Consider the following 23,630-nt stretch of genomic DNA (forward strand, 5'->3'; position numbering starts at 1 on the left):
ATGAATTGCCGGTGTTCCGGAGCCGCGCCAGGCGTCGCGAAGGCGGATTTCATTGAGCTTTTTGCGCTGGCACGACGCTTGCTGACATCACCGCCAGAACATTGGCTGCGGCGTGCCGCATCGGTTGGAGTTGTGCAATGTTGTTTGCCCTTGGTGCCGTATCGAGCGCGCTCGACGCGATCCAGTCGCTGACGAAGTCGAAATCGTCCTCGTCGACCCAGAACACGGGGTCTTCGCAGAACGCGCCGATCAATCCGTTCGCGATCGACAGCGGCAGCAGCACGACCAGCGGCGCGACCTCGCCGGTCAATGCCGGTAAAACTCCGCAAATCTCGCCGGAGACCATGAACGCGCTGTTCGCCGCGCAAAGCCAGTCGACGGACAGCACCGGCAGCGCGGCTAGCTCGAGCTCGACGTCTTCGACCTCGACGAGCCGGGATGCTGCGCTGAAGGACCTGTTCTCGCAGATCGACGGGGACGGCGACGGCAAGATCACCAAGTCCGAATTCGAGAACGCGCTCGGGGCCGGCGGCACCAACCTCGCGCAGGCCGACGACGTGTTCTCGAAGATGGATACGAATTCCGACGGCAGCGTCAGCCTGGATGAGATGTCGAAGGCGCTGAAGAGCGGCCATCACGGCCATGCCCACGGTGCCAGCGGCTCCGGCGATGGATCGGATTCCGCCTCGAAGTCGAGCGGCGGGTCGACCTCGACCACGACGACCGCCGCCGACGGCTCGACCACCACCACCGTCACCTATGCCGACGGCTTCAAGATGTCGACGACGGTCCCGGGCGCCTCCAGCTCCTCTCGCAATTCGGCCTACGATCTGTTCGCGCAGTTGATGCAGCGGCAAGGCGGGCAGGGGCAAGGCGCCTCAGCGACCGCCGGCTCGTCGATGTCGATGAGCGTCTGACGCCCACGCGCTGTCATGCCCCGGCTTGCCGCCTTCGCTAAAGCTTCGGCGGCCGAGCACCCTTGTGGCCCCGGCGTAGCCTTGGCGGAGCCGGGACCGGGGCATCCAGTACGCCGCGGCTTCTCGGTTCAATCACAACTGTCTCTGGAATACTGGATCGCCCGGTCTTCGCCGGGCGATGACGCGCGATATGTGGTGAGGGGCGCGTGCCCCTTACGCGCCGAAGCGGTCCTTCCACGCCGGTAATGCTCCCGCAAACGGCAGCGCTGTCGCGCTGTACACGCCGCGCGCGATCGCGCGCGCGACCACGTTGGCGGCGACCGTGCCGAGCTCGGTGAGGCCGACCAGCGGCTCGATCGGCTTCTCACAGGTCGCAGCCGCAAACAGCACGTCGCCGTCGGTCGGGGCATGCACCGGATAGATGGCGCGGGCAAATCCGGTGTGCGCGATCATCGCCAGCCGCTTGGCCTGGGCCTTGGTCAGCGTGGCATCAGTGACGACGAGGCCGATCGTGGTGTTCTCGCGCGCGCTCGCGGCGGGGCCGCCTTTGATGCGCATCGCCAGCATGTCAGGCGTGAATTTGGCTGGCAGGCCGCGCCCGCCGAACTCGCCGTTCTCCTCGAACGGCGCCGCCCAGAACCACGGTCCCTCGCCGACGGTTGCGCTGCCGACCGCGTTGACGACCACGATGGCGGCGACCTTGATGCCGTTGGGCAGGACCGCTGAAGCCGAGCCGAGCCCGCCCTTGAAGGTCGCAGTGGTGCAGCCGAGGCCCGCGCCGACGCTGCCCAGCGCGAAATCGTGGCCCGCGGCCACAGCTGCCGCGTAACCGAGATCGCGATAGGGCGCGAAGCGACCCCAGGCCTTGTCACCGCCGTTGAGCAGGTCGAACACGATGGCGCCCGGCACGATCGGGATCACCGCCTCGCGAATCCGGAAGCCGCGGCCCTGTTCGGCAAGCCAGGCCTGGACGCCGCCGCCGGTCTCGATGCCAAAGGCGGAGCCGCCGGACAGCGCAATCGCATCGACGCGCTCGACCGTGCTGGCAAGGTCGAGCAGCGCATCCTCGCGCGTGCCGGGCCCGCCGCCGCGCACGTCGATCGCCGCGACCGCCGGGGCATCGAAGATGATGGCTGTCGTGCCGGAGGCGACTTTCGCATCCTCGGCATGGCCGACGCGGACGCCGGCGATATCGGTAAGCAGGTTTTTCAAGGCCGGCACTCCATGCGCTTCAGGCATCAGCGATAGCGCACCGATGCCGCGCGCTCAACTCGCCAGCGCGGTCCTGAGCATCTTGGCAAGCTCGGATTTGCGGTAGGGCTTGGCCAGCAGCAGCACGCCGGAATCGAGCCGGCCATGATGGACGATGGCGTTCTCGGTGTAGCCCGAGGTGAACAGCGTCTTCAGGTCGGGACGCCGCCGCACCGCCTCGTCCGCGAGCTGGCGGCCGTTCATGTGGCCGGGCATGATGATGTCGGTGAAGAGCAGGTCGATGCCCTTGTCGGCATCGATGATGGTGAGGGCTTCGGCCGCGTTGGCGGCCTCGAGCGCGGCATAGCCGAGGCTCTTGATCTGGGTCACGACATATTGCCGTACCAGCGCGTCGTCCTCGACGATCAGGATCTTCTCGTCGCCGCCGGCGATGGGCACGTTCTGGAGCGACTCGTACTCGCTCTCCTGCACGCCGCTCGATCGCGGCAGGTAGATCTTCACGCTCGTGCCGTGGCCTTCCTCGCTGTAGATCTTGATGTGGCCGCCGGACTGCTTGACGAAGCCGAACACCATGCTGAGCCCGAGCCCGGTGCCCTTGCCGACCTCCTTGGTGGTGAAGAACGGGTCGAACACCCGCTCCATCAGGTCCGGTGGAATGCCGGTGCCGGTGTCGCTGACCGCGATCATCACATAGCTGCCGGCGACGACGTCGGGATTCATGCTGGCATAGCCGTCGTCGAGGAAGATGTTGCGGGTCTCCAGCACCAGCGTGCCGCCGTCCGGCATGGCGTCGCGCGCGTTCAGCGCGAGATTGAGGATCGCGGTGGAAAGCTGGCCCGGGTCGACCAGCGCCGGCCAGGCATCCTCGGTGAGCTGCGGCATGATGGTGATCTGCTCGCCGAGGGTCGGGTGCAGCAGCTTGGCGGCCTCGAGCGCCAGCGCATTGACGTCGATCTCGCGCGGCTGGAGCGGCTGCTTGCGGGCAAAGGCGAGCAGGTGCTTGGTCAGTTGCGCGCCGCGCTCGGCGGCGTCGTCGATCAGCTTGGTGATGGCGGCGAGCTCAGGACGGTCGGCCACCGCATCCGCGAGGATGCCGATCGTGCCGGTGATGACGGTCAGCACGTTGTTGAAATCGTGGGCGACGCCGCCGGTCAGCTGGCCGATGGAGTCCATTTTCTGGACCTGCCTGAGCTGGGCCTCCGCGGCCTGCTTCTCGGTGAGGTCGCGGCCGATGAAGAAATGGCGCTTCACAGGCTCCGACCAGGTGCCCATCCAGTTCAGCGTCACCTCGTGACCGTCGTAGTGGTAGTAGCGCGCCTCGAAGCTGCGCTTGACCGCGCCACGCCGCGCCGCGCGCATCTCGCTGCGGGTGTTGTCGAGGTCATCGGGGTGAATGAACTCGATGGCGCTGTGCCCGATCATGTCCTCCGGCTTGTACCCGAGGATGTCCTTCACGCTCGGGCTGATCTGGATGAAATTGCCGTAACCGTCCGTCACGAGGATCAGGTCCTGCGAGGTCTCGAAGATGCGCTGGCGCTCCTCGATCTCGCGGTTGAGGGCGGATTCCGCCCGCTTCCGCTCGGTGATGTCGCGAGCGACCTTGGAGGCGCCGATGATCTTGCCGTCGGTCGATCGCAGCGGGACCTGGCTCAGCAGGACGTCGATCGGCTGGCCACTCTTGTGCAGCCGCACGGTCTCGTGCTGGTCGATGACCTCGCCGTTGCGGGTGCGGGCCAGCATTTCGGCGACTTCCTCGCGCTGCCCCTCGGGCATGATGATATCGACCTGGCGGCCGATCGCCTCGCTGGCGGAGTAGCCGAAGACGTGCTCTGCCGCCTTGTTCCAGGACGTGATGGTGCCGTCGAGCGACTTCGTGATGATGGCGTCGTTGGAGGACTCGACGACGGCGCTGAACAGCCGCTCGCGCTCGGCATAATAGTTCCGCTCCGAGCTCGACTGCCGCTGCAGCGCGCCGACCATGCCTGCCGTGTTGGCCTGGAGCCGCACGTTCTCGATGAGCAGCACCGCGAGCACGAAACTCGACGCAAAGAGGCCGTAGAGACGGCCGGCATAGAAACCGAGGTCGAAACGCGCGACGTTGACGATCGCCGACAGCGCGATGTCGAACAGCCAGGCGCACATCGTGACCATGAGCCAGACGTCGATCACCGTGTGCGGCTTGCGAAACCACAGCGTGACCAGCGCCGCGAAGCTCAGGGACCACACGAACGACACCACGCCGATCATGGTGGGGGTGTAGTGGCCGTCCTTGAGCAGGACCGGTAGCAGGCCGTGCTGCGCAGTCACCAGCCAGGCGAAGACGGTCAACGCGACGAACACGCCGGCGACGGAAAGTGCGATCGCGGGAGCCGTCGCGCCCGCAACCCTGTTGCCGCCGTTGCCGTCCTTGAGCCAGGCATAGGCCAGCACGAACAGCGGGAAACCGGCGTGCCAGATCATGTAGAGCCAGACGGTGGTCTGCGGGCCTGCACCGAACAATCCGGCCGGGGCGAACAGCCCGGGGAAGGTGAGGGCGTGGGTCACCGCGGCGCCCGCCGTGAACATATAGCCGATCGACAGCAGCAGCAGCGCGCGGCTGCGCAGCACGGCGAACTGCGACAGCAGCAAAACGGCGGTGATGATGTCGCTGACCGCGAGCGCCGACTGGTAGCTCGCCACGAAGGCCGGCACCTGCGCGAGCGGCAAGCCCGCAAACGGTACCGCCAGTGCGAACAGGATCGCGGAGATGCCGACGATCGCCAACGCAGCCCTGCGATCGCTTCGCGTAGCCGGCAAGGTCGACAGGAATGTGCTTCGGTCGTTAGGCGCTAGCACGTCGATCTCTCGTAAGCCGGCATGATGACCTCCTACGTCAATCTCTTCCGGCCGGGAAGCCGCTACCCGCATGGTAGCCCGCTCCGGGCGCGCATCCTGACAGAAAGCGCATGCGACTCAACCGAAGGTTACAGCTTATTTAACTTGGGGTGGGACTTGGAACAGGTAGCTGGTAAGAGGTGATTTACCGGGACAGACCCATACTGCCTTGCCGGGCACTTGCGGTGAATTGAACCAAATAATGATACGTATCCGGGAGTTGTTCCCATGCGCCGTGTTCTCGTTGTCGACGACCAGAAGGAGGTCCGCGCGATGGTCGCGATCGTGCTTCGGGTCAACCGCTTTGACGTCGTCGAAGCCGAGAGCGGCGCAGCGGGCCTGAAAGCCTTCAGCGAGGGCGCTTTCGATGCCGCGATCGTCGATATTTTCCTGGCCGACACCAGCGGCGTTGACGTCATGGCGGCCATTCGCGAGCGAGTTCCCGGGTTCCCGATCGTCGCGGTCTCCGGCATGACCGCACTGGATTTCATGGGCGAGGCGCCTGGTCTGGCCGACGTGGTATGTCTGCAAAAGCCATTTCGGCCGAACGATCTCCTGCAAGCGCTCCACAAGGCCCAGGCCGCGGCGGGCGGCGAGCTCTCCGCAGCCGTGTGACCGCACGGCGAAAGAAAACGCCCCGGCGAACCGGGGCGTTGGATTGATCCGGTTAAAAGGTCAGGCATCCTGTCTTAGGTGCCGTTGCCCTTGATCTCGGCGTAGCCGCCCTTGGCGTCCCATTTGTAGACGACATAGTCGAGCTGCTTGATGTCGCCCTTGGCGTCATACTCGATCGGGCCGATCACGGTGTCCCACTTGCCGGCCTTGATCGCCGCCATGACCTTCTTGGCGTCCGTGGTGCCGGCCTTCTTTGCCGCCTGCGACCAGACCTGCATCGCCGCGTAGGTGTAGAGCGTATAGCCCTCGGGGTCGATGTTCTTGGCCTTGAAGGCGTCGACGATCTTCTTCGCGGTCGGCTTGTTGCGCGGATCGGGGCCGAAGGTGAACAGCGTGCCTTCGCCGGCCGGACCGGTGATGGAGGCGTACTCCTTGTCGGCGAGCGCATCGCCGGCCATCAGGATCGTCTTGAGGCCCTGGTCACGCATCTGGCGCAGGATCAGGCCGCTCTCCTGATGATAACCGCCGACATAGACGAGGTCGATGTTGTCGCGCTTCAGGCGCGAGACGATCGCGTTGAAGTCCTTGTCGCCCTTGTTGTAGGACTCGTACATCTTCTCGGTGATGCCGGCCTTGTTGAGCGCCTTCTTGGTCTCATCGGCGAGACCCTTGCCGTAGGTGGTCTTGTCGTTGAGGATCGCGATGTTCTTGCCCTTGTAGTTCTTGGCGATGTACTGCGCCGCGACCAGGCCCTGCTGGTCGTCACGGCCGCAGACGCGCGCCACGTTCCAGAGTCCGCTATCGGTGAACTTCGGATTGGTCGAGGCGGGGGTAATCTGGAGCACGTTGCCGTCGGCATAGGCTTCGGAGGCGGGGATCGACGACGACGAGCAATAGTGCCCGGCCACGAACGGGATTTTCGCGCCGGCGATCTTTTCGGCGATCGAGCGCGCCTGCTTCGGGTCGCAGGCGTCGTCCTCGACGTTGAGCGCGAGCTTCTTGCCGTTGACGCCGCCGGCGGCGTTGATGTCAGCCACGGCCATCTCGGCGCCGTTCTTCATCTGGCGGCCGAAGGCGGACTCTCCGCCGGTCATCGGGCCTGCGACTGCGACGGTGACATCCTGCGCGAACGCCGCGCTCGATAGCGCGATCGACGCGCCGAATGCCAGACCGATGAGCTTCAGTGATTTCATGAGATACCTCGCGGGTGGTCGCCTGTGGAAGTTGCCGGGTACGCCCGGTCCAAACCGGCGCCATTCTCGAATGAATCTCGGGAGAAGTCACCGGCAAAATACGGGCATTGGCGGAGATATCTCGCCACATTCGGCCGCACGGGCTTCGCCGTCGGGCAACCTCAGCCGTGCCGGCCGCCTTCCAGGTAGGCGGCGCGAATCTCGGGGCGCTGCAACAACTCGGCGCCGGTGCCGGCCAGCGTGATCAGGCCGTTGACCATGACGTAACCGCGATGGGCGAGCTTCAGCGCATGGTTGGCGTTCTGCTCGACGATCAGGACCGTCAGGCCGTCCTGGCGGTTCAGGGTGCGGATCGCATCGAAAATCTGGCGCGCGATCAGCGGCGCCAGTCCGAGCGAGGGCTCGTCGAGCAGCAGCAGGCGGGGGCGGCTCATCAGGGCGCGGCCGATTGCCAGCATCTGCTGCTCGCCGCCGGACAGCGTTCCGCCGCGCTGGGCGTAGCGCTCCTTCAGGCGCGGGAACAGCGTGAACACGCGTTGCAGCGTGGCCTCGCGTTCGGCGTCGGTGCATCCGGTGGCGTCCGCCCCCATCTGGAGGTTTTCCGCCACGCTCATGCGCGGGAAGATGCGGCGGCCTTCCGGCGATTGCGCGATGCGCAAATGGGCGATCTCATGGGTGGGAACGTCGGTGATGTCACGGCCTTCGTACAGGATCTGGCCGGCGCGGGCGCGCGGCTTGCCGAAGATCGTCATCATCAGCGTCGACTTGCCGGCGCCGTTGGCGCCGATCAGCGCGACGATCTCGCCGGCGCTGATCTCGACATCGACGCCTTTTAACGCCTCGATCTTCCCGTAGGCGGCGCGCAGGCCCCGGATCGACAGCAGGGGAGCGGACGACGTCACGACCCGCTCTCCATCACCGCCACGGCCTCTTCCTCGTCGGTGCCGAGATAGGCGGCGATCACCTTGGGATCGTCGCGGATCTCGCGCGGAGAGCCTTCCGCGATCTTGACGCCATGGTCCATGACCACGATGTGGTCGGAGATCTCCATCACGACCGACATGTCGTGCTCGATCAGCAGGATTGAGGTGCCGAGCTCGTCGCGGATCGAAAGCAGGAGCTCGCTCAAGGCGGCGCTCTCGCGCGCGTTGAGACCCGCGGCGGGCTCGTCCAGGCACAGCAGCGCGGGCTCGGTGCACATCGCGCGCGCAATCTCGAGCCGGCGCTGGTCGCCATAGGCGAAATTGCCGGCGGCATCGTCGGCGCGGTCGAGCAGATTGACCCGCTTCAGCCAGTCGGTGGCAAGGTCGATCGCGCGCTTTTCGGCGTCGCGGTAGCCGGGCGCGCCGATGAGGCCCAGAAAAGTGAAGCCGGAGGCGCGCATCAACGCGTTGTGCTGTGCCACCATCAGGTTTTCCAGCGCGGTCATGCCGGGAAACAGGCGGATGTTTTGGAAGGTGCGCGCCACCTTGGCCTGCTTGGCGATGCGGAAATCGTTCAGCCGCTCCAGCGCAATGACCTTACCGTCGTCATGGGCGAGGCGAATGGCGCCGCCGCTCGGCTTGTAGAAGCCGGTGATGCAGTTGAACACGGTGGTCTTGCCGGCGCCGTTCGGTCCGATCAGCGCGGTGATCTTTTTCCGTTCGGCCGCAAACGACAGGTCCTGCACGGCGACGATGCCGCCAAAGCGCATGGTCAGCCGATCGACGCCAAGAATCTTGTCGCTAGTCTTGTCGCCGCTCATCCGTGCCCTTCCTTGACGAGGTCGGAGGAGATCGCCTGCGCCTTGGTCAGATACACGGTCGGCGCGCGATGGCCGATCAGGCCGCGCGGCCGCCAGATCATGATCAGCACCATGGCCATGCCGAACACCAGCATGCGGTAGGTCTCGAGGCTGCGGAACAGCTCGAAGCCGCCGATCATGGCGAGGGCGGCGAGCGCGACGCCGAGCTGCGAGCCCATGCCGCCGAGCACGACGATGGCGAGCACCAGCGCCGATTCCTGGAAGGTGAAGGATTCCGGACTGATGAAGCCCTGGCGCGTCGCGAAGAACGCACCGGCAAAGCCGCCGAACATGGCGCCGGTCGCGAACGCCGTGAGCTTGGTGGTCGTGGTGTTGATGCCGAGCGCGCGGCAGGCGACCTCGTCCTCGCGCAAGGCCTCCCAGGCGCGGCCGATCGGCAGGCGGCGCAGCCGGATCGTCACCCAGTTGGTGAGCAGCGCAAGCGCCAGGATCAGGTAGAACAGGAAGACGATGCGCTGGGTCGGCGAATATTCGATGCCGAGCCTGGCGGCGAGCCCGTTGTCGCTGTTGTCCAGCGGGATGCCGAAGAACGAGGGGCGGGGAATACTGGAGACGCCATTGGGGCCGCCGGTGAGGCTCTGCCAGTTGATGATGACGAGGCGGATGATCTCGCCGAAGGCGAGCGTCACGATGGCGAGATAGTCGCCGCGCAGGCGCAGCACGGGGAAGCCGAGCAGCACGCCCCAGAACGCGGCGAGGATGCCGGCAAGCGGCAGGCAGACCCAGAACGACCAGCCGAAATTGGTGGCCAGCAGCGCGTAGGAATAGGCGCCCACCGCGTAGAAGGCGACGTAGCCGAGATCGAGCAGGCCGGCGAGCCCGACCACGACGTTCAGCCCCCAGCCCAGCATCACATAGGTGAGCACGAGGATCGCGAGATCGAGGATATAGCGCTGGTCATAGAAGATCACCGGCACAAGCACCGTGAAGATCAGAAGTGCGGGCGCCAGGTAGCGGCCCAGAAACGACATGCCGCTGCGTACAGCCGGTGGCACCAGCTTGTCGGTGCCGCTGGACCCGATCCACTGTCGCAACAGCCCGAGCACGATCGAGCCGCCGAACACGGCGGCAACGAGGGAGGCGACCTCGCCGAAGCGGGTCCAATAGGTGAGCTGGCCGTCGGAACCCGCTTCGGTGCGGACGCCGACCATCAGCGAGAACAGCACCAGCGCGATCAGGGCGTTGACGAAGGCCGTCTTCAGCAGAGCGGGGATGTCCGTTGCTGGTTTGGCCGTATTGCTCGAGAGAACTGTCACGCGGCGACCGTCAGACTTTTTCGACTTCGGGACGGCCAAGCAGGCCGGTCGGCATGAAGATCAGCACGACGATCAGGATCGAGAACGCCGCGACGTCCTTGTACTCGACCGAGAAATAGGCCGACCAGAACGTCTCGATCAGGCCGATCGCGAGACCGCCCAGCATGGCGCCAGGCAGCGAGCCGATGCCGCCGAGCACCGCCGCGGTGAACGCCTTGATGCCGGCGACGAAGCCCATGAAGAAATCCACCAGGCCGTAATAGAGCAGGTACATCAGGCCCGCGACCGCGGCGAGTGCGGCGCCGATCACGAAGGTCATGGAGATGGTGCGGTCGACGTTGACGCCGAGCAGCGCCGCCATGGTCTGGTCCTGTTCGCAGGCCCGCATGTCGCGGCCGAGCCGGGTGCGCGACACCAGCCAGGTGAAGATCCCAAGCAGCACGATGGTGGTGAGAACCACCATGATCTGGATGTTGGAGAGCTGGATCACAAAACCGTCCGCGCTTTCGTGCAGCGTATAGCCGCCGGTGATGAAGGGCGGAATCGGCTTGACGCGGGCGCCCTGCGCGACCTGCGAGTAATTGGTCAGCACGAAGGACATGCCGATCGCCGACAGCATCGGGGCGAGGCGGAAGGAATGGCGCAGGGGCCGGTAGGCGATGCGTTCGATGGTCCAGCCATAGAGCGCGGTGATCGCCATCGACACCAGCAGCACCACCAGCAGGATCACCGGGATCGCGGTCAGGCCGAGCGAGATCAGGATCAGGAAGGTGATCAGGGCGATGAAGCCGCCGATCATGAAGACATCGCCATGGGCGAAATTGATCATGCCGACGATGCCGTAGACCATCGTATAGCCGATGGCGATCAGGCCGTAGATCGAGCCCAGAACGAGACCGTTGATGAGCTGCTGGGCGAAATAATCCATGGGCTGCCGTTACCAAACCTGACGCGGCTCAAAGGGAGCTCTTCGAGAGAAAGTGTGATTGAGTTTCTTCTCGGGCCCCGGCAGCCCCTAAGCATTCTTCTCGTTTTGTAACAGGAGGGAACTGGTGGCTGCAACTGGCCATGCCTCGACACAAAGGCTTGTACAGAGGTCATTTCGCTACGGATGTCATTTCGGTTCCGCAGGTGCGAGGAACCGGGTTCCGCAAAGCAACCAAACTGAATCCCGGCCGTTGTCTCTCCTCTGAGGTCCAACTAGGGAGTTCCCCCAAATGTCAAAGCAGCAAGATCAGAATCCGGGCCAGCAGACTCAGAAACCCGGGCAGCAGCAGGGTGGCGGGCAGAAACCCGGACAGCAGCAGCAGGATCCGCAGCGCCAGGGCGAGAAGCCCGGCCAGCAACAGGGCGGCCAGCACGGTCAGGACAAGTAGTTTCGGAGCCTAGACGTGAAGAGGGCCCCGCCCGGAGGCGGGGCCTTTTTCCTTGGGCGCGCCGCCCGGCGGGCCGGTTAAGGTAAACAAAGGGTTTAAATTGCCGCCATGGTCTGATGCGAGTTAGCTCCCCGGCAAAGCCTTTCCATGGAAGGCGCGCAGCGAGCGAAGCGGGAAGCGGCATGTTCAGGAATTGGCGGATCGGTTCGGTCAACGGCGCCCTGCTGGCGGCCTATTTCATCCCGGCCTGGACGCTCGTGGCCTTCAACATCATGGTGGCACCGGTGCACGGCCTCTACGAGCGGCCGAGTGTCGCGGTGGCGCTGTTCCTCAGCGACCATCTTCAGATGGCGGGGATGAGCACGGTGCGTGCCGCCTGGCTGCTGGCGCTGGGCCGGCTGACGGTGGTGGTGTTCTTTGCCATCTCTCTCGCGCTTCTTTGCATTCCCCGCGTCCGCAAGAATGGCGGCAGCGACGAGGCGCTCGGCATTGCGCTTGCGATCGGCAGCCTCATCTCGTTTACGAGCATGTTGATGGCCTCGAAGGTCGGCGAGATGGCCGCGCTCCGGCTGCATGCCACCGAGCTCCTGCTGCTGCTCGGCGCTGCCATCGTGGTGGTGATCGAGCGGCCCGCGCCGGCGCCCAAGAACGTTCGGGAGGCCGTCGAAACCGCCGCGCCGCTAGCTCTTGAGCAGGCCGAGCTCCTGCACAATGGCTGAGGCTTCCTTGACGGCGTGGTTCGCCGCCGGCACGCCGCAATAGATTGCCTGCTGAAGCAGGATTTCCTTGATGTCGTCGGGGGTGAAGCCGCCCTCGGCGAGCGCTGCGCGCACATGCAGGCGGAATTCGTCCCATTGCCCCAGCGCGACCATGGTGCCGATCACGAGCACGCGCCGCGTGCGCTCGTCGAAATGCGGCCGCGTCCAGATCTCGCCCCAGGCGTAGCGCGTGATCATGTCCTGGAAGTCGGTGTTGAAGGCATTGCGGCCCGCGATCGACTTGTCGACCCAGGCATTGCCCAAAACCTTCCGGCGCACGTTCATGCCGGCATCGCGGCGCTTCTGGTCGTCCATGTTTTTTCTCCGGCTAGCGCTGCGTCAGGAAACCCACCACCGCGTCGGTGAAGGCGTGCGGCTGCTCGACATTGGAAATGTGAGCGGCGTCGATGATGGTCATGCTGGCGCCGGGAATGTTGGAGCGGATCAATTCACCCGCCGAGATCGGCGTCGCCATGTCGTGGCGGCCGGCGATCACCAGCGTCGGGCTCTTGATCTTGGCGAGCATCTCGCGCTGATCGAGCGTCGACAGCGCCTCGCAGCAGGCGAGATAGCCCTCGACGGGGGAGGCGAGCAGCATCGACTTCATCTTCGCCGTGATCTGCGGCTCGCGCTCGCGGAAATCCTGCGTCAGCCAGCCCGCGATCACGGCATCGGCCACCGCCGCGATGCCGCCCTTCTTCACGGCGTCGATGCGCTCCAGCCATTTGGTCGGCTCGGCGTAGTAGCAGGAGGTGTTGGCGAGGATGAGCTTGCCGAAGCGCTCCGGCGCATTGGCCCCTAACCATTGCCCGACCATGCCGCCCATCGACAGGCCGCACCAATGCACCTTCTCGATGTTGAGGTCGTCGAGGATCGCCAGCACGTCGCGGCCGAAGCGCTCCATCGTATAGGGGCCGGCCGGAACGTTGGACTTGCCGTGGCCGCGGCGGTCATAGCGGATGACGCGGAACACCTGCGTCAGAGCCTTCATCTGCGGCTCCCACATCTGCAACGTGCAGCCGAGCGAATTGGACAGCATCAGCGTCGGCCCGCCGTCGCGGCCCTCGACGGAAACGTTGATCAGGCAACCGTCGGCATCGATCATGGGCATGCTGGGCGTCTCCGTTCTGGAGCATGATCCGGAAAAGTGTGGAGCGGTTTTCCGAAAAAGATCATGCTCAAACAATTAATCGCGCTCGAGGCTGTCGAGCAGCCGGTCGATCAGGGCTTGGGAAGCCCCTTGATAGGCCATCGGCTCGAACAATGCCGCAATTTTTTCCGGCGAAAGATGCGCGGTGACCTGCGAATCGGCCGCGAGAACCTCGCGCAAATGCTTCTTTTCGGCGACCGCGCGCTTGCTCGCGGCCTCGATCAAATGATGCGCATCGCTTTTGCCGATCTTGTCGGCCAGCGCAAATGTAACGGCTTCCGCCATGATGAGCCCATGCGTCGCATCGAGATTGCTGCGCATGCGCGCGGCATCGACGTCGAGGCCGTCGGCGATGTCGACGATGGCGGCGAGCGCGCCCGAGGCGACCAGCATCAATTGCGGCAGCGTCGGCCATTCCGCGTGCCAAGGGCCGGCGCTGCGCTCGTGGTCCTGCACCTGGGCTGCAAAGATCGTCGCGGCGAGCTGAGGGGCCATGGTTGCGCAGCCCAGCGCGCTCGCGGCCGCGACCGGGTTGCGCTTGTGCGGCATGGTCGAGGAGCCGCCGCGGCCTTCGCCGGCGGGCTCGAACGCTTCGCCAACATCGGTCTGCATCATCAGCGAGACGTCGCGCGCGATCTTGCCGCAGCTTCCGGCGAGAATCGCAAAGCATGATGCGGCTTCCGCGATCCGGTCGCGATGGGTGTGCCAGGGCGCTTCCGGCAGCGGCAGGTTGAGCTCCTGCGCCAACCGCTCTGCAACGACGAGCCCCTTGTCGCCGAGGGCCGCGAGCGTGCCGGCCGCGCCGCCGAATTGCAGCGCAAGACCCTCGCGGGAGAGCCGCCGCAGGCGGCAGCGGGCGCGGGCAAGGCTTGATGCGTATTCCGCGGCCTTGAGCCCGAACGGCATCGGCAGCGCGTGCTGGAGCCAGGTCCGCGCCACCATGGCGGTGTTGCGATGGCTCCGTGCCAGGGCGGCAAAGCCCTTGATGGCGCGGCTGAGATCGGCATCGAGTGCATCGATGCCGGCGCGAAGCGTGAGCATGGTCGCGGTGTCGATGACATCCTGGCTCGTCGCGCCCCAATGGACGTAGCGCGCGGCCTCCGCATCGGCCTTGCCGACATTGGCCGTGAGCGCCTTGACCAGGGGAATCGCGAGATTGCCGGATCGCGTCGCGGCCTCGCCCAGAGCGGCCATGTCAAAGCTATCGGCCTTGCACGCGGCTTCGATCGGGCCCACCGCGGATGCGGGAATCACATCCGTGGCGGCCTCGGCGCGTGCCAGGGCTGCCTCGAAATCGAGCATGTTCTGGAGGGTTGACCGGTCGTCGCAGACCGCGCGCATGGCTGCGCTCGACAGCATCGGCGCGAGCAGGGGGGAGAGGGCTGTGCTCATGTTGCGCGGGACCTAATCACCATGCTCCGGCTCTGCCAATCCCAAACCATCGGCGCAAAGCTTTTTGCAGTTGCGAATATGCATTGCACGTGGCCGGGGGCTGCCCTTTCCTTTGCGGCCTCCGTGCGTTACTTGAGCAGCATATAGTGAAGCATCCGGGAGGTACCCCATGGCCATGACGATGAACGGCGAAGTCCAGCTTGCGGCGCCGCGCGAGGCCGTGTGGGAGAAGCTCAACAATCCCGAGGTGCTGAAGGCCTGCATCCCCGGCTGCGAGGAGCTGGAAAAGACCGACGACGGCGGCTTTCGCGCGACGGCGAAAATGAAGGTCGGGCCGGTGTCGGCGCGCTTCAAGGGCAAGGTCACACTCTCCGATCTCGACCCGCCGAACGGCTACAAGATCTCCGGCGAAGGCGAGGGCGGGGTGGCCGGCTTCGCCAAGGGCGGCGCTGTGGTCAAGCTCGCGGAGAAGGACGGCGGTACGCTGCTCTCCTACGAGGTCGAGGCGCAGATCGGCGGCAAGTTGGCGCAGCTCGGCCAGCGCCTCATCAACGGCGCCGCCAAGAAACTGGCCGACGAATTTTTCGCGAACTTCGCCAAAGCGGTACAGGGCTAGCGGTACAGGGCTGAAGGCTATCGCCTTTCGGCATGGCGCCTTGCATCCGGGGCGATGTTGCCCCCGGGCATAATGGCCCATATGATGGGTTGGAATAATTATAAGAACCGCTTCGACGGGACCCGTCGGGGCGCTGATAGAGAGTGCTTATGGCAAAAATCTCCCTCATCGTGAACGGCAATCCTGTCACGGCCAACGTCGATCCCCGCACCCTTCTGGTGCAGTTCCTGCGCGAGAATCTGCGCCTGACCGGCACCCATGTCGGCTGCGATACCTCGCAGTGCGGCGCCTGTGTCGTGCATCTCGACGGCAAGGCCGTGAAGTCCTGCACCACGCTGGCCGTGATGGCCGATGGCCACGAGGTCAAGACGATCGAGGGACTGGCCGCCGACGGCGCTCCGCTGCATCCGATGCAGGAGGCCTTCCGCGAGCACCATGGCCTGCAGTGCGGCTTCTGCACGCCGGGCATGATCATGACCGCGATCGACATCGTCCATCGCAAGGGCCACGAGCTCGACGACCACACCATCCGCGAGGAGCTGGAAGGCAATCTCTGCCGTTGCACCGGCTACCAGAACATCGTCGCTTCCATCTCCGCCGGCGCCAAGGCGATGGCGAAATCCGATCTCGCCTAACCGCGCGCGCATTCTGCGATCAGGACATTCAGATGTACGAATTCAAATACCATCGCCCTGGGACCGTTCGCCAGGCGGCCAACCTCCTGGTGAAGAACGAAGACGCCAAGGTGATCGCCGGCGGCCACACGCTGATTCCCGTCATGAAGCAGCGTCTCGCCAGCCCCCCGCATCTGGTCGACCTCTCCCACATCGAGGGGCTCAACACGATCGAGATGAAGGGCCGCGCGCTCGTGATCGGCGCCACCGCCAGGCATGCCGAGGTCGCAAGCTCCGCGATCGTCGGTGAGGCGATCCCGGCGCTGGCCAATCTTGCCAGCCAGATCGGCGACCCGGCCGTGCGCCACAAGGGCACGATCGGCGGCTCGCTCGCCAACAACGATCCGACCGCGGACTATCCGGCCGCGGTGCTCGCGCTCGGCGCCACCATCGTCACCAACAAGCGCCGCCTCAAGGCGGAAGAGTATTTCCAGGGCCTGTTCACGACGGCGCTCGAAGCCGACGAGATCATCACCAAGGTGATGTTCCCGCTGCCGAAGAAGGCGGCCTACATCAAGTTCCGCAACCAGGCTTCGCGCTATGCGCTGGTCGGCGTGTTCGTGGCGCGGCGTCCTTCGGACGTGCGCGTCGCCGTCACCGGCGCCGGCTCCGAAGGCGTGTTCCGCGTCACCGCGTTCGAGGAAGCCCTGAAGAAGCGCTTCGCCGCGAAGGCGCTCGACGGCATCGAGGTGCCGGCGGAAGGCCTCAACAGCGACATCCACGGCAGCGCCGAATACCGTGCGCATCTCATCGGGGTGCTGACGCGGCGTGCCCTCGATGCCGCCAACGCCAAGGAGTGAGTGAACCTCACGCCTCGGCCCAAACTTGTCCCCGGTGAGGGCGTAGCGAGACTGGCATTTTCATGACTCTCACGGCCCTGCCGGCATCGGTCGATGCGATGCTCGAACTCTTGACTTCGCGCGGTTATCTCGCGGAGCGATCGCTGGCGACGGTGACCTATCTGTCGCTGCGCATGGGCCGGCCGCTGTTCCTCGAGGGCGAAGCCGGCGTCGGCAAGACCGAGATCGCAAAGGTGCTGTCGGCGGCGCTGGGGCGGAAGCTGATCCGCCTGCAGTGCTACGAGGGCCTCGACGTCTCCTCTGCCGTCTACGAGTGGAACAGCGCCGCACAGATGATCGCGATCCGGATGGCGGAAGCCGCCGGCGACACCGACCGCGATCAGCTCTCGTCCGACATCTTCGCCGACCGCTACATGATCAAGCGGCCGTTGCTTCAGGCGCTGGAGCCCGACGTCGCGGGACCGCCGGTGCTGCTGATCGACGAGCTCGACCGCGCCGACGAGGCGTTCGAGGCATACCTGCTCGAAATCCTCAGCGACTTCCAGGTGACCATTCCCGAATTCGGCACCGTGAAGGCGCCGCATCCGCCGATCGTCATCATCACCTCCAACCGTACCCGCGAGATCCATGACGCGCTGAAGCGGCGCTGCCTCTATCACTGGGTCGACTATCCCGAAGCCGAGCGCGAGCTCGCGATCGTCAAGACGCGCGTGCCCGGCATCTCCGCCAAGCTGTCGCAGCAGGTCGTGCGTTTCGTCCAGGCGTTGCGCAACCAGGATTTCTACAAGTCGCCTGGCGTCGCCGAGACCATCGACTGGGCCACAGCGCTGTCGGAGCTCGATGCCCGGTCGCTGACCCCGCAAGTGGTCGGCGACACGCTGGGGGCGCTGCTCAAGTACCAGGACGATATCACCCGGATGCAGGGCGATACCTTGCAAAAGGTGCTGAAGGAAGCGACGAGCGAGAATTGATCTCGCGTCAAATTGCGCTCGTCATTCCGGGGCGCGCGTAGCGCGAACCCGGAATCCATCGGGCCGCACGTACTGCGGATAAATGGATTCCGGGCTCGCGCCCAAGCGGGCGCGCCCCGGAATGACGAGGGGATGGATACGAGACCATGGCCATCAACCACCTTGCGCCCGACCAGACCGAGCAGTTCGCCGACAACATCGTCGGCTTTGCCCGCGCGTTGCGTGCAGCCAGCATGCCGGTCGGGCCGGGCGCCGTCATCGATGCCATGAGCGCGCTCCAGGTGATCGACATCGGCAACCGCGCCGACGTCTTCACCACGCTGGAGGCGATCTTCGTCAAGCGCCACGAGCATGCGCTGATCTTCAGGCAGGCCTTCAACTTGTTCTTCCGCGCCTCGGAAGAGTGGAAGCACATGCTGGATTCGGTGCCGTTGCGGGAGCAGGCCAAGAAGAAGCCGCAGGCCGGCTCCCGCCGCGTGCAGGAGGCGATGTCGCAGCCGCGGATGACGGAGACGCCGCAGCACCAGGAGCAGGATTTGCGCCTGTCGGTCTCCGACAAGGAGATCCTTCAGAAGAAGGATTTTGCCCAGATGAGCGCGGCCGAGATCACCGAAGCGCTCCGCGCCGTCGAGCGGATGCGGTTGCCGCAGGCCGAGCTTCTGACGCGCCGGCACCGGCCCGATCCCCGCGGGCTTCGTCTCGATTTGCGCCGCACGCTGCGCGCGTCCTTGCGTACCGGCGGCGACATCATCGACATCCATCGCCTCGGGCGCATCGAGAAGCCGGCGCCGATCGTAGCCCTGCTCGATATCTCGGGCTCGATGAGCGAGTACACCCGCCTGTTCCTGCATTTCCTGCATGCCATCGGGGACGCGCGAAAGCGCGTCTCGGTGTTCCTGTTCGGCACCCGGCTGACCAACGTCACCCGGGCACTGCGCCAGCGCGACCCTGATGAGGCGCTGGCGAGCTGCTCGGCCTCGGTCGAGGACTGGGCCGGCGGCACCCGGATTTCGGCCTCGCTGCACAACTTCAACAAATTGTGGGCGCGGCGGGTGCTGAGCCAGGGCGCCATCGTGCTGCTGATCTCCGACGGGCTGGAGCGGGAGGCCGATTCCAGGCTCGCCTTCGAGATGGACCGGCTGCACCGGTCCTGCCGGCGACTGATCTGGCTCAACCCGCTTCTGCGGTTCGGCGGCTTCGAGGCCAAGGCCCAGGGCATCAAAATGATGCTCCCGCACGTTGACGAATTCCGCCCGGTACATAATTTGAGTTCGATCCAGGAGCTGATCACGACGCTCTCCCGGCCGCTGCCGCCGCATCACCGCAGCCTGATCCGTTCCGCAGCTTGAGAGGTTAAGCCATGCTCGATCGCGACGAGGATATTCTGAAGGCGGCGGAGGATTGGCAGAAGGCCGGCCGGGGCGTCGCGCTGGCCACCGTTGTCGAGACCTGGGGCTCGGCGCCGCGCCCGGCGGGCTCGAGCCTCGTCATCAACGACGAGGGCACGTTTCTGGGGTCGGTGTCCGGCGGCTGCGTCGAGGGCGCCGTGGTCACCGAGGCCATGGACGTGATCCAGAGCGGCAAGCCCAGGATGCTGGAGTTCGGCGTTGCCGATGAGACGGCTTGGAATGTCGGGCTGTCCTGCGGCGGCACCATTCGCGTCTTCGTCGAGAAGGTCGGTTAGCCGTGAAGCTCGCAATCCTGCACGAACTCAATGCCGAGCGCGCCGCGCGCCGGCCGGCGATTTTGGTGACCGACACCGAGAGCGGCGAGCAGCGTCTGGTGAAATCCGCGGATTTCGCCAAGGACCCGCTGCGTGCCGAACTGGACAAGCAGCTTCGCATGGGCAAGAGCGCCAGCATCGAAGCCGGCGACAAAAAGCTGTTCCTCAACGTCTACGCGCCGACCGCAAAGCTCGTCATCGTCGGCGCGGTCCATATCAGCCAGGCCCTGGCGCCGCTGGCGCGCTCGCTCGGCTACGACGTCACCGTGGTCGATCCCCGCACGGCGTTTGCGAGCGCGGAGCGCTTCCCTGACATTCCCCTGGTCGCCGAATGGCCCGACACCGCGCTGCCGCCGCTCAATGTCGATGCCTACACGGCTTTCGTCGCGGTGACGCACGATCCGAAGATCGACGATCCCGCGCTGCTGCACGCCTTCGAGCGCAACTGCTTCTATATCGGCGCGCTCGGCTCGCGAAAGACGCATGCCAAGCGCGGCGACCGGCTGCGCGCGCAGGGCGCCAAGGACAGCGACATCGCGCGCATCCACGCGCCCATTGGGCTGGCGATCGGCGCGGTCTCGCCGTCCGAGATCGCGGTGTCGATCATGGCCGAGATCACGGCGGTGCTGCGGTTGCCTCCCAAAGAAAAAGAAGAAGCGGCATGAAATTCGGACCGGCGAGCCCCAAGGATGCGATCGGCGGGGTGACCGTCCACACCCTGCGCCAGGGTCCGCTGGTGCTGAAGAAGGGCACGACGATCGGCCCGGCCGAGGTCGAGGCGCTGACGCGAGCCGGCATCAAGGACGTCGTGGTGGTGCGCATGGAGGAGGGCGACGTCTCCGAGGATGTCGCCGCCGCCAGCATCGCGCTGGCCGTCGGCGGCGAGGGCATTCATGTCGAGCGCGCCTTCACCGGCCGCGCCAATCTGTTCGCCGCGCGCCCGGGCGTGCTGGTGATCGACCGCGCCGCGGTCGACCGCATCAACAATATCGACGAGGCCATCACCTTTGCGACGCTCACCGCCTACAAGCCGGTGGTCGAGGGCGAGATGGTCGGCACCGTCAAGATCATCCCGTTCGGCGTCGAAGGCAATTTGCGCGATGCCGCGGTGAAGGCGGCGGGCAGGGACGTGCTGAAGATCGCGCCCTACGTCATCAAGCGCGTCGGCGTGGTCTCGACGCTGCTGCCGGGCCTCTCGTCGAAGGTGATCGACAAGACGCTGCGCGTTACCGCCGAGCGGCTCGCGCCGGCCGGCGCCAGCATCATTGCCGAGCGGCGCGTGCAGCATGAGGAACGGGCGCTGTCGGCCGCGATCAAGGAATTGCTCGGGCTTGGTGCGGAGCTCGTCATCGTGTTCGGGGCGTCCGCGATCGCCGACCGCCGCGACGTGATTCCGGCGGCCGTCACCGGGATCGGCGGCGAGATCGAGCATTTCGGCATGCCGGTCGATCCCGGCAATTTGCTGCTGATCGCGCGGGCCGGCGGGGTGCCGGTGTTAGGCGCGCCGGGCTGCGCACGCTCGCCGGTCGAGAACGGTTTTGACTGGGTGCTGATGCGGCTGCTCGCCGGCATCAAGGTGACGCGTTCCGAGTTGATGGGCATGGGCGTCGGCGGCCTTCTGATGGAGATCGTGACGCGGCCGCAGCCGCGTGCAGAACCCGAGATTGAGGGCAACAGCCAGGTCGCGGCCATCGTGCTCGCGGCGGGACGCTCGACCCGGATGGGCGGGCCGAACAAGCTGCTCGCCGAGCTCGACGGCAAGAAGCTGGTGCGGATCGCGACCGAGCAGGCGCTGGCCTCCAAGGCCTCCGAGGTGATCGTCGTCACCGGCCATCAGACCGAGCTGGTCGAGCAGGCGCTGCAAGGCTTGAAGGTGAAGTTTGTCCGCAACCCGGATTTCGCCGGCGGCATCGCGAGCTCGGTCAAGGCCGGCATCGCGGCCGTGCCTGAGGCTTGCGACGGCGCCGTGGTCTGTTTGGGCGACATGCCACTGATCGATGCCGGCCTGATCGACCGTCTCATCGACGGCTTTGCGCCGGACCGCGGCAACCTCATCGTCGTGCCCGTCAGTGACGGGCGCCGCGGCAATCCCGTGCTGTGGTCGCGCCGCTTCTTCAAGGAATTGATGACGCTCGACGGCGACGTCGGCGCGCGCCATCTGATCGCCAAGCACACGGAAGCGGTGGCCGAAGTGCCCGTGGATGGCGAGAGCGCCTTCCTCGACATCGACACGCCGCAGGCGCTGGAAGCGGCACGACGCGGATGACGATGCCGTAGGGTGGGCAAAGCGACTTGTCCGCCGTAGCTCGTAGAGCGAAGGCGGAAGCGTGCCCACCAATTTTGAATGATGTTGTGGATGGATGGTGGGCACGGCGCTTTGCGCCTTTGCCCACCCTACGGCACTCTCATTCGTCCGTTTTCAACCCCTCGTTCACCATCTGGAAACGACCACCGCTTAGAGTCCCTTCCACCTGCCTTGGGGGGAGGGGTTTTTCCATGGCTTCGAATGTCGTCGCGCGCCGTTGCGCGATGTTTTTCTTTGCGCTGTCGGTTTGTGTCGCCGGCGCTCGCTACATCACGGATGCGCATGCTGCCGGTGCGTTTGCGGTCGGCAAGTGCGGGGCCTATGGCCAGGCTTTTGATTACGGCGCCGAGCGCGAGGCCCGTGCCGCGGCGCAGAAGCAGTGCAAGGGCGACTGCACGACCGTGACCATGAAACGCGCCTGCGCCGCGATGTCGGTCGATATGGCCAACCCGTGCGGTGCCTATGGCTATGCCGTCAAGCCGAAGATCTCGGCCTCGCTCAATGCCGCCACGCGCGAATGCTACAAATACGGCGGCAAGGAATGCGTGATCCGCGCCTGGGCCTGCGACGCCAAGGGATAATCCTCCTGCTGCCATTGACGATGCAACGGGTACCGCGCGATGCGCGGACCGGAGCATTGCGTCAGGAATGACATTCGGGACAGTCCGGCCATGACGATGCCGAGACTTCGACACTCCAAATACGGCCGCCTCACCCCGGCGGCATGCCTGCAAACTTCGGCAGGTCGGGATCGAGACGATCCCAATCATGTCCACGTGCTGCGTAGGTCACCACCTGCGGCTTGTAGCGGGCGGGCTCGTCGAGGCTTGCGGCGCGGATGGTGAAGATGTCGGGCATTGCGGCGAAGGTCATGTAGACCGGCAAGCCGCACTGCGTGCAGAAACCGCGCGTCTTCACGTTGCCGCTGTCGCCGACCATGTCCCAGTGCTTCGCCTCGCCCGTCACCGTGACGCCGGCACGCGCGAAGGTCATGTACGAGCCGTGACCGCCGCCGCTTTCGCGCTGGCAATCCCGGCACTGGCAGTGATTGCTGAACAGCGGCTCACCGAGAATCGAATAGCGGATCGCGCCGCAGGCGCAGCCGCCGGTAAAAGGCCTGGTCATCGAAATATCTCCCACTCACTTCTCGCCACTGATCTCGTCGAGCTGGCGGACAACCTTCTTCCAGCCGCCGCTCATGACCGTGTAGGCCGACTCGTTCCTGGGCATGACGAAGCCCGCATGCACCAGGCGGATCCGCGTGCCGGCTTCGACCGGGGTGAGGGACCACGTCACGACGGTATCGAGCGGCGCGCCGTAGCCGGTGTTGCGTTCGTCGCCGCCCTTCCAGGCATAGACGAGGCGCCGGTTGGGTATCACTTCGAGAACCCGGCAATGGATGACGCCATCCCAGTTGCCGCCCGGCGTGGTCTGGAAGGTGAAGGCCTTGCCTTCGACGGCTTCGAAGCCGGTCGGCTGCATCAGCCAGCGCGCGATCAACTGGGCGCTGGTCAGCGTCTTCCAGATCGTCTCGGGCGCGTGAGGGAAGACCTCCTCCAAAACAATGTCTTGGACGATGTCTTTTGTTTCGGCTCTGAACTCGGCTGCACTCACGGATCGATCTCCTTCAAGAGGTCACGCAGATTCTGGAAGCGCTCGCGCCAGAACACGCCGTAATGGTCCATCCAGGTGACCAGCGGCTCGAGTCCTTGCGGCGCGGCGCGGTAATAGACGTTGCGGCCCTCGGCGCGCTCGGCGACGAGGCCGGCCTGCTTCAGCGACTTCAGATGCTGTGAGATCGCGCCCTGCGTCACGCCGCTGCCGCGGGTGAGCTCGGCGACGCTGATCTCCTTGCTCTCGAACACGCGCTCGAACACGGCACGGCGGGTCGGATCGGCGAGGGCGCGCATCACGGTCGTGACGGGATTTGGGGCGGCTTCGATCATGGATATTCGATTAGCATGTGCTAATGCATTAGTCAATGCTAATTTGTT

At 65.4% G+C, this 23,630-nt stretch carries 27 protein-coding genes; 13 read left to right on the forward strand and 14 right to left on the reverse strand.

The window, feature by feature from the left end; all coding sequences use genetic code 11:
- Positions 1–49: 49 nt before the first annotated feature.
- Positions 50–289 carry a hypothetical protein gene (locus CT676_RS45325; protein ID WP_224580999.1) on the reverse strand — a complete coding sequence of 80 codons (240 nt, stop codon included), beginning with the start codon at positions 287–289 and terminating at the stop codon, positions 50–52.
- On the opposite strand from CT676_RS45325, the gene CT676_RS23070 reads away from it, so the two are divergent.
- The gene (locus CT676_RS23070) at positions 189–917 is read left to right on the forward strand and encodes an EF-hand domain-containing protein (RefSeq protein ID WP_244623243.1); all 729 of its coding nucleotides are present in this window, start codon (positions 189–191) and stop codon (positions 915–917) included. The two genes, CT676_RS45325 and CT676_RS23070, sit on opposite strands and share 101 nt — an antisense overlap.
- Positions 918–1,130: 213 nt before the next feature.
- Here the strand turns inward: CT676_RS23070 and CT676_RS23075 are convergent, their stop codons facing one another.
- Both CT676_RS23075 and CT676_RS23080 read right to left on the reverse strand, forming a co-directional pair.
- The gene (locus tag CT676_RS23075; RefSeq protein WP_135215443.1) at positions 1,131–2,129 is read right to left on the reverse strand and encodes a P1 family peptidase; all 999 of its coding nucleotides are present in this window, start codon (positions 2,127–2,129) and stop codon (positions 1,131–1,133) included.
- A gap of 54 nt (positions 2,130–2,183) precedes the next feature.
- Positions 2,184–5,036 carry a PAS domain S-box protein gene (locus CT676_RS23080; RefSeq protein ID WP_135215444.1) on the reverse strand — a complete coding sequence of 951 codons (2,853 nt, stop codon included), beginning with the start codon at positions 5,034–5,036 and terminating at the stop codon, positions 2,184–2,186.
- Between the two features lie 195 nt (positions 5,037–5,231).
- Between CT676_RS23080 and CT676_RS23085 the strand changes: the two genes are divergently transcribed.
- Positions 5,232–5,618 carry a response regulator gene (locus CT676_RS23085; RefSeq protein ID WP_071912455.1) on the forward strand — a complete coding sequence of 129 codons (387 nt, stop codon included), beginning with the start codon at positions 5,232–5,234 and terminating at the stop codon, positions 5,616–5,618.
- A 74-nt stretch (positions 5,619–5,692) separates the two neighbouring features.
- Here the strand turns inward: CT676_RS23085 and CT676_RS23090 are convergent, their stop codons facing one another.
- The 5 genes from CT676_RS23090 to CT676_RS23110 form a co-directional block, all read right to left on the reverse strand.
- On the reverse strand, positions 5,693–6,811 hold the full coding sequence (locus CT676_RS23090) for a branched-chain amino acid ABC transporter substrate-binding protein (protein WP_028147453.1): 1,119 nt from the start codon (positions 6,809–6,811) through the stop codon (positions 5,693–5,695).
- Between the two features lie 161 nt (positions 6,812–6,972).
- Positions 6,973–7,713 carry an ABC transporter ATP-binding protein gene (locus CT676_RS23095; protein WP_014494184.1) on the reverse strand — a complete coding sequence of 247 codons (741 nt, stop codon included), beginning with the start codon at positions 7,711–7,713 and terminating at the stop codon, positions 6,973–6,975.
- Positions 7,710–8,555 (reverse strand): ATP-binding cassette domain-containing protein, encoded by an 846-nt coding sequence (locus tag CT676_RS23100; protein WP_135215445.1) that lies wholly within the window; start codon positions 8,553–8,555, stop codon positions 7,710–7,712. Before CT676_RS23100 ends, CT676_RS23095 begins: the two co-directional genes overlap by 4 nt.
- On the reverse strand, positions 8,552–9,871 hold the full coding sequence (gene livM / locus CT676_RS23105) for a high-affinity branched-chain amino acid ABC transporter permease LivM (RefSeq protein ID WP_135215446.1): 1,320 nt from the start codon (positions 9,869–9,871) through the stop codon (positions 8,552–8,554). The genes CT676_RS23100 and livM overlap by 4 nt, the downstream gene beginning before the upstream one ends.
- Positions 9,872–9,881: 10 nt before the next feature.
- Positions 9,882–10,799, reverse strand: coding sequence for a branched-chain amino acid ABC transporter permease (locus CT676_RS23110; RefSeq protein WP_028147449.1), 918 nt, complete (start codon positions 10,797–10,799; stop codon positions 9,882–9,884).
- 289 nt (positions 10,800–11,088) lie between these two features.
- Between CT676_RS23110 and CT676_RS44170 the strand changes: the two genes are divergently transcribed.
- Together CT676_RS44170 and CT676_RS23115 are read left to right on the forward strand one after the other, a co-directional pair.
- Entirely contained in the window at positions 11,089–11,247 is a 159-nt protein-coding gene (locus tag CT676_RS44170) for a hypothetical protein (protein ID WP_166091448.1), read from the forward strand.
- A 182-nt stretch (positions 11,248–11,429) separates the two neighbouring features.
- Positions 11,430–11,966: a hypothetical protein gene (locus CT676_RS23115; protein ID WP_135215447.1), complete on the forward strand. Its 537-nt coding sequence runs from the start codon at positions 11,430–11,432 to the stop codon at positions 11,964–11,966.
- On the opposite strand, the gene CT676_RS23120 is transcribed toward CT676_RS23115, so the two are convergent.
- From CT676_RS23120 to CT676_RS23130, 3 genes are all read right to left on the reverse strand, one after another.
- On the reverse strand, positions 11,928–12,320 hold the full coding sequence (locus CT676_RS23120) for a carboxymuconolactone decarboxylase family protein (protein WP_039152041.1): 393 nt from the start codon (positions 12,318–12,320) through the stop codon (positions 11,928–11,930). The genes CT676_RS23115 and CT676_RS23120 overlap by 39 nt on opposite strands.
- 13 nt (positions 12,321–12,333) lie before the next feature.
- Positions 12,334–13,116 carry a 3-oxoadipate enol-lactonase gene (gene pcaD / locus CT676_RS23125; protein WP_135215448.1) on the reverse strand — a complete coding sequence of 261 codons (783 nt, stop codon included), beginning with the start codon at positions 13,114–13,116 and terminating at the stop codon, positions 12,334–12,336.
- 75 nt (positions 13,117–13,191) lie between these two features.
- Positions 13,192–14,547 (reverse strand): 3-carboxy-cis,cis-muconate cycloisomerase, encoded by a 1,356-nt coding sequence (locus CT676_RS23130; RefSeq protein ID WP_135215449.1) that lies wholly within the window; start codon positions 14,545–14,547, stop codon positions 13,192–13,194.
- A 169-nt stretch (positions 14,548–14,716) separates the two neighbouring features.
- Between CT676_RS23130 and CT676_RS23135 the strand changes: the two genes are divergently transcribed.
- The 9 genes from CT676_RS23135 to CT676_RS23175 all read left to right on the forward strand — a co-directional run bounded on the left by CT676_RS23135 (position 14,717) and on the right by CT676_RS23175 (position 22,217).
- Entirely contained in the window at positions 14,717–15,163 is a 447-nt protein-coding gene (locus CT676_RS23135) for a carbon monoxide dehydrogenase subunit G (protein ID WP_063982407.1), read from the forward strand.
- A 149-nt stretch (positions 15,164–15,312) separates the two neighbouring features.
- On the forward strand, positions 15,313–15,798 hold the full coding sequence (locus CT676_RS23140) for a (2Fe-2S)-binding protein (RefSeq protein WP_014494194.1): 486 nt from the start codon (positions 15,313–15,315) through the stop codon (positions 15,796–15,798).
- A 32-nt stretch (positions 15,799–15,830) separates the two neighbouring features.
- Positions 15,831–16,637: a xanthine dehydrogenase family protein subunit M gene (locus CT676_RS23145; protein WP_014494195.1), complete on the forward strand. Its 807-nt coding sequence runs from the start codon at positions 15,831–15,833 to the stop codon at positions 16,635–16,637.
- Between the two features lie 62 nt (positions 16,638–16,699).
- Positions 16,700–17,608, forward strand: coding sequence for a MoxR family ATPase (locus tag CT676_RS23150; RefSeq protein WP_014494196.1), 909 nt, complete (start codon positions 16,700–16,702; stop codon positions 17,606–17,608).
- Positions 17,609–17,754: 146 nt separating this feature from the next.
- Positions 17,755–18,957 carry a VWA domain-containing protein gene (locus CT676_RS23155; RefSeq protein ID WP_135215450.1) on the forward strand — a complete coding sequence of 401 codons (1,203 nt, stop codon included), beginning with the start codon at positions 17,755–17,757 and terminating at the stop codon, positions 18,955–18,957.
- Positions 18,958–18,968: 11 nt separating this feature from the next.
- Positions 18,969–19,292 (forward strand): XdhC family protein, encoded by a 324-nt coding sequence (locus CT676_RS23160; protein WP_007602422.1) that lies wholly within the window; start codon positions 18,969–18,971, stop codon positions 19,290–19,292.
- A gap of 2 nt (positions 19,293–19,294) precedes the next feature.
- On the forward strand, positions 19,295–19,996 hold the full coding sequence (locus CT676_RS23165) for an XdhC family protein (protein ID WP_135215451.1): 702 nt from the start codon (positions 19,295–19,297) through the stop codon (positions 19,994–19,996).
- Positions 19,993–21,597, forward strand: a complete 1,605-nt coding sequence (locus CT676_RS23170; RefSeq protein ID WP_135215452.1) for a molybdopterin-binding/glycosyltransferase family 2 protein — start codon at positions 19,993–19,995, stop codon at positions 21,595–21,597. Before CT676_RS23165 ends, CT676_RS23170 begins: the two co-directional genes overlap by 4 nt.
- Positions 21,598–21,827: 230 nt before the next feature.
- A complete protein-coding gene (locus CT676_RS23175; protein ID WP_028158473.1) occupies positions 21,828–22,217 on the forward strand; it encodes a DUF4189 domain-containing protein in 390 nt (129 codons plus the stop codon).
- Between the two features lie 130 nt (positions 22,218–22,347).
- On the opposite strand, the gene CT676_RS23180 is transcribed toward CT676_RS23175, so the two are convergent.
- From CT676_RS23180 to CT676_RS23190, 3 genes are read right to left on the reverse strand one after another with little or no spacing between them, the layout of a single operon-like run.
- Entirely contained in the window at positions 22,348–22,761 is a 414-nt protein-coding gene (locus tag CT676_RS23180) for a GFA family protein (RefSeq protein ID WP_135215453.1), read from the reverse strand.
- Between the two features lie 15 nt (positions 22,762–22,776).
- Positions 22,777–23,250, reverse strand: coding sequence for an SRPBCC domain-containing protein (locus tag CT676_RS23185; protein ID WP_135215454.1), 474 nt, complete (start codon positions 23,248–23,250; stop codon positions 22,777–22,779).
- Positions 23,247–23,582 carry a metalloregulator ArsR/SmtB family transcription factor gene (locus CT676_RS23190; RefSeq protein ID WP_011088398.1) on the reverse strand — a complete coding sequence of 112 codons (336 nt, stop codon included), beginning with the start codon at positions 23,580–23,582 and terminating at the stop codon, positions 23,247–23,249. The genes CT676_RS23185 and CT676_RS23190 overlap by 4 nt, the downstream gene beginning before the upstream one ends.
- Positions 23,583–23,630 lie beyond the last annotated feature (48 nt).

Origin of the sequence: Bradyrhizobium sp. MOS001, assembly GCF_004634465.1 — a bacterium.
GTDB classification, from domain to species: domain Bacteria; phylum Pseudomonadota; class Alphaproteobacteria; order Rhizobiales; family Xanthobacteraceae; genus Bradyrhizobium; species Bradyrhizobium barranii.

Coding starts and splice junctions, on each gene's coding strand:
- CT676_RS23080 (WP_135215444.1), bottom strand. CDS start 5,036: ATGCGGGTAGCGGCTTCCCGGCCGGAAGAGATTGACGTAGGAGGTCAT.
- CT676_RS23085 (WP_071912455.1), top strand. CDS start 5,232: ATGCGCCGTGTTCTCGTTGTCGACGACCAGAAGGAGGTCCGCGCGATG.
- CT676_RS23090 (WP_028147453.1), bottom strand. CDS start 6,811: ATGAAATCACTGAAGCTCATCGGTCTGGCATTCGGCGCGTCGATCGCG.
- CT676_RS23100 (WP_135215445.1), bottom strand. CDS start 8,555: ATGAGCGGCGACAAGACTAGCGACAAGATTCTTGGCGTCGATCGGCTG.
- CT676_RS23110 (WP_028147449.1), bottom strand. CDS start 10,799: ATGGATTATTTCGCCCAGCAGCTCATCAACGGTCTCGTTCTGGGCTCG.
- CT676_RS44170 (WP_166091448.1), top strand. CDS start 11,089: ATGTCAAAGCAGCAAGATCAGAATCCGGGCCAGCAGACTCAGAAACCC.
- CT676_RS23115 (WP_135215447.1), top strand. CDS start 11,430: ATGTTCAGGAATTGGCGGATCGGTTCGGTCAACGGCGCCCTGCTGGCG.
- CT676_RS23120 (WP_039152041.1), bottom strand. CDS start 12,320: ATGGACGACCAGAAGCGCCGCGATGCCGGCATGAACGTGCGCCGGAAG.
- pcaD (WP_135215448.1), bottom strand. CDS start 13,116: ATGCCCATGATCGATGCCGACGGTTGCCTGATCAACGTTTCCGTCGAG.
- CT676_RS23130 (WP_135215449.1), bottom strand. CDS start 14,547: ATGAGCACAGCCCTCTCCCCCCTGCTCGCGCCGATGCTGTCGAGCGCA.
- CT676_RS23135 (WP_063982407.1), top strand. CDS start 14,717: ATGGCCATGACGATGAACGGCGAAGTCCAGCTTGCGGCGCCGCGCGAG.
- CT676_RS23140 (WP_014494194.1), top strand. CDS start 15,313: ATGGCAAAAATCTCCCTCATCGTGAACGGCAATCCTGTCACGGCCAAC.
- CT676_RS23145 (WP_014494195.1), top strand. CDS start 15,831: ATGTACGAATTCAAATACCATCGCCCTGGGACCGTTCGCCAGGCGGCC.
- CT676_RS23150 (WP_014494196.1), top strand. CDS start 16,700: ATGACTCTCACGGCCCTGCCGGCATCGGTCGATGCGATGCTCGAACTC.
- CT676_RS23155 (WP_135215450.1), top strand. CDS start 17,755: ATGGCCATCAACCACCTTGCGCCCGACCAGACCGAGCAGTTCGCCGAC.
- CT676_RS23160 (WP_007602422.1), top strand. CDS start 18,969: ATGCTCGATCGCGACGAGGATATTCTGAAGGCGGCGGAGGATTGGCAG.
- CT676_RS23170 (WP_135215452.1), top strand. CDS start 19,993: ATGAAATTCGGACCGGCGAGCCCCAAGGATGCGATCGGCGGGGTGACC.
- CT676_RS23175 (WP_028158473.1), top strand. CDS start 21,828: ATGGCTTCGAATGTCGTCGCGCGCCGTTGCGCGATGTTTTTCTTTGCG.
- CT676_RS23180 (WP_135215453.1), bottom strand. CDS start 22,761: ATGACCAGGCCTTTTACCGGCGGCTGCGCCTGCGGCGCGATCCGCTAT.
- CT676_RS23190 (WP_011088398.1), bottom strand. CDS start 23,582: ATGATCGAAGCCGCCCCAAATCCCGTCACGACCGTGATGCGCGCCCTC.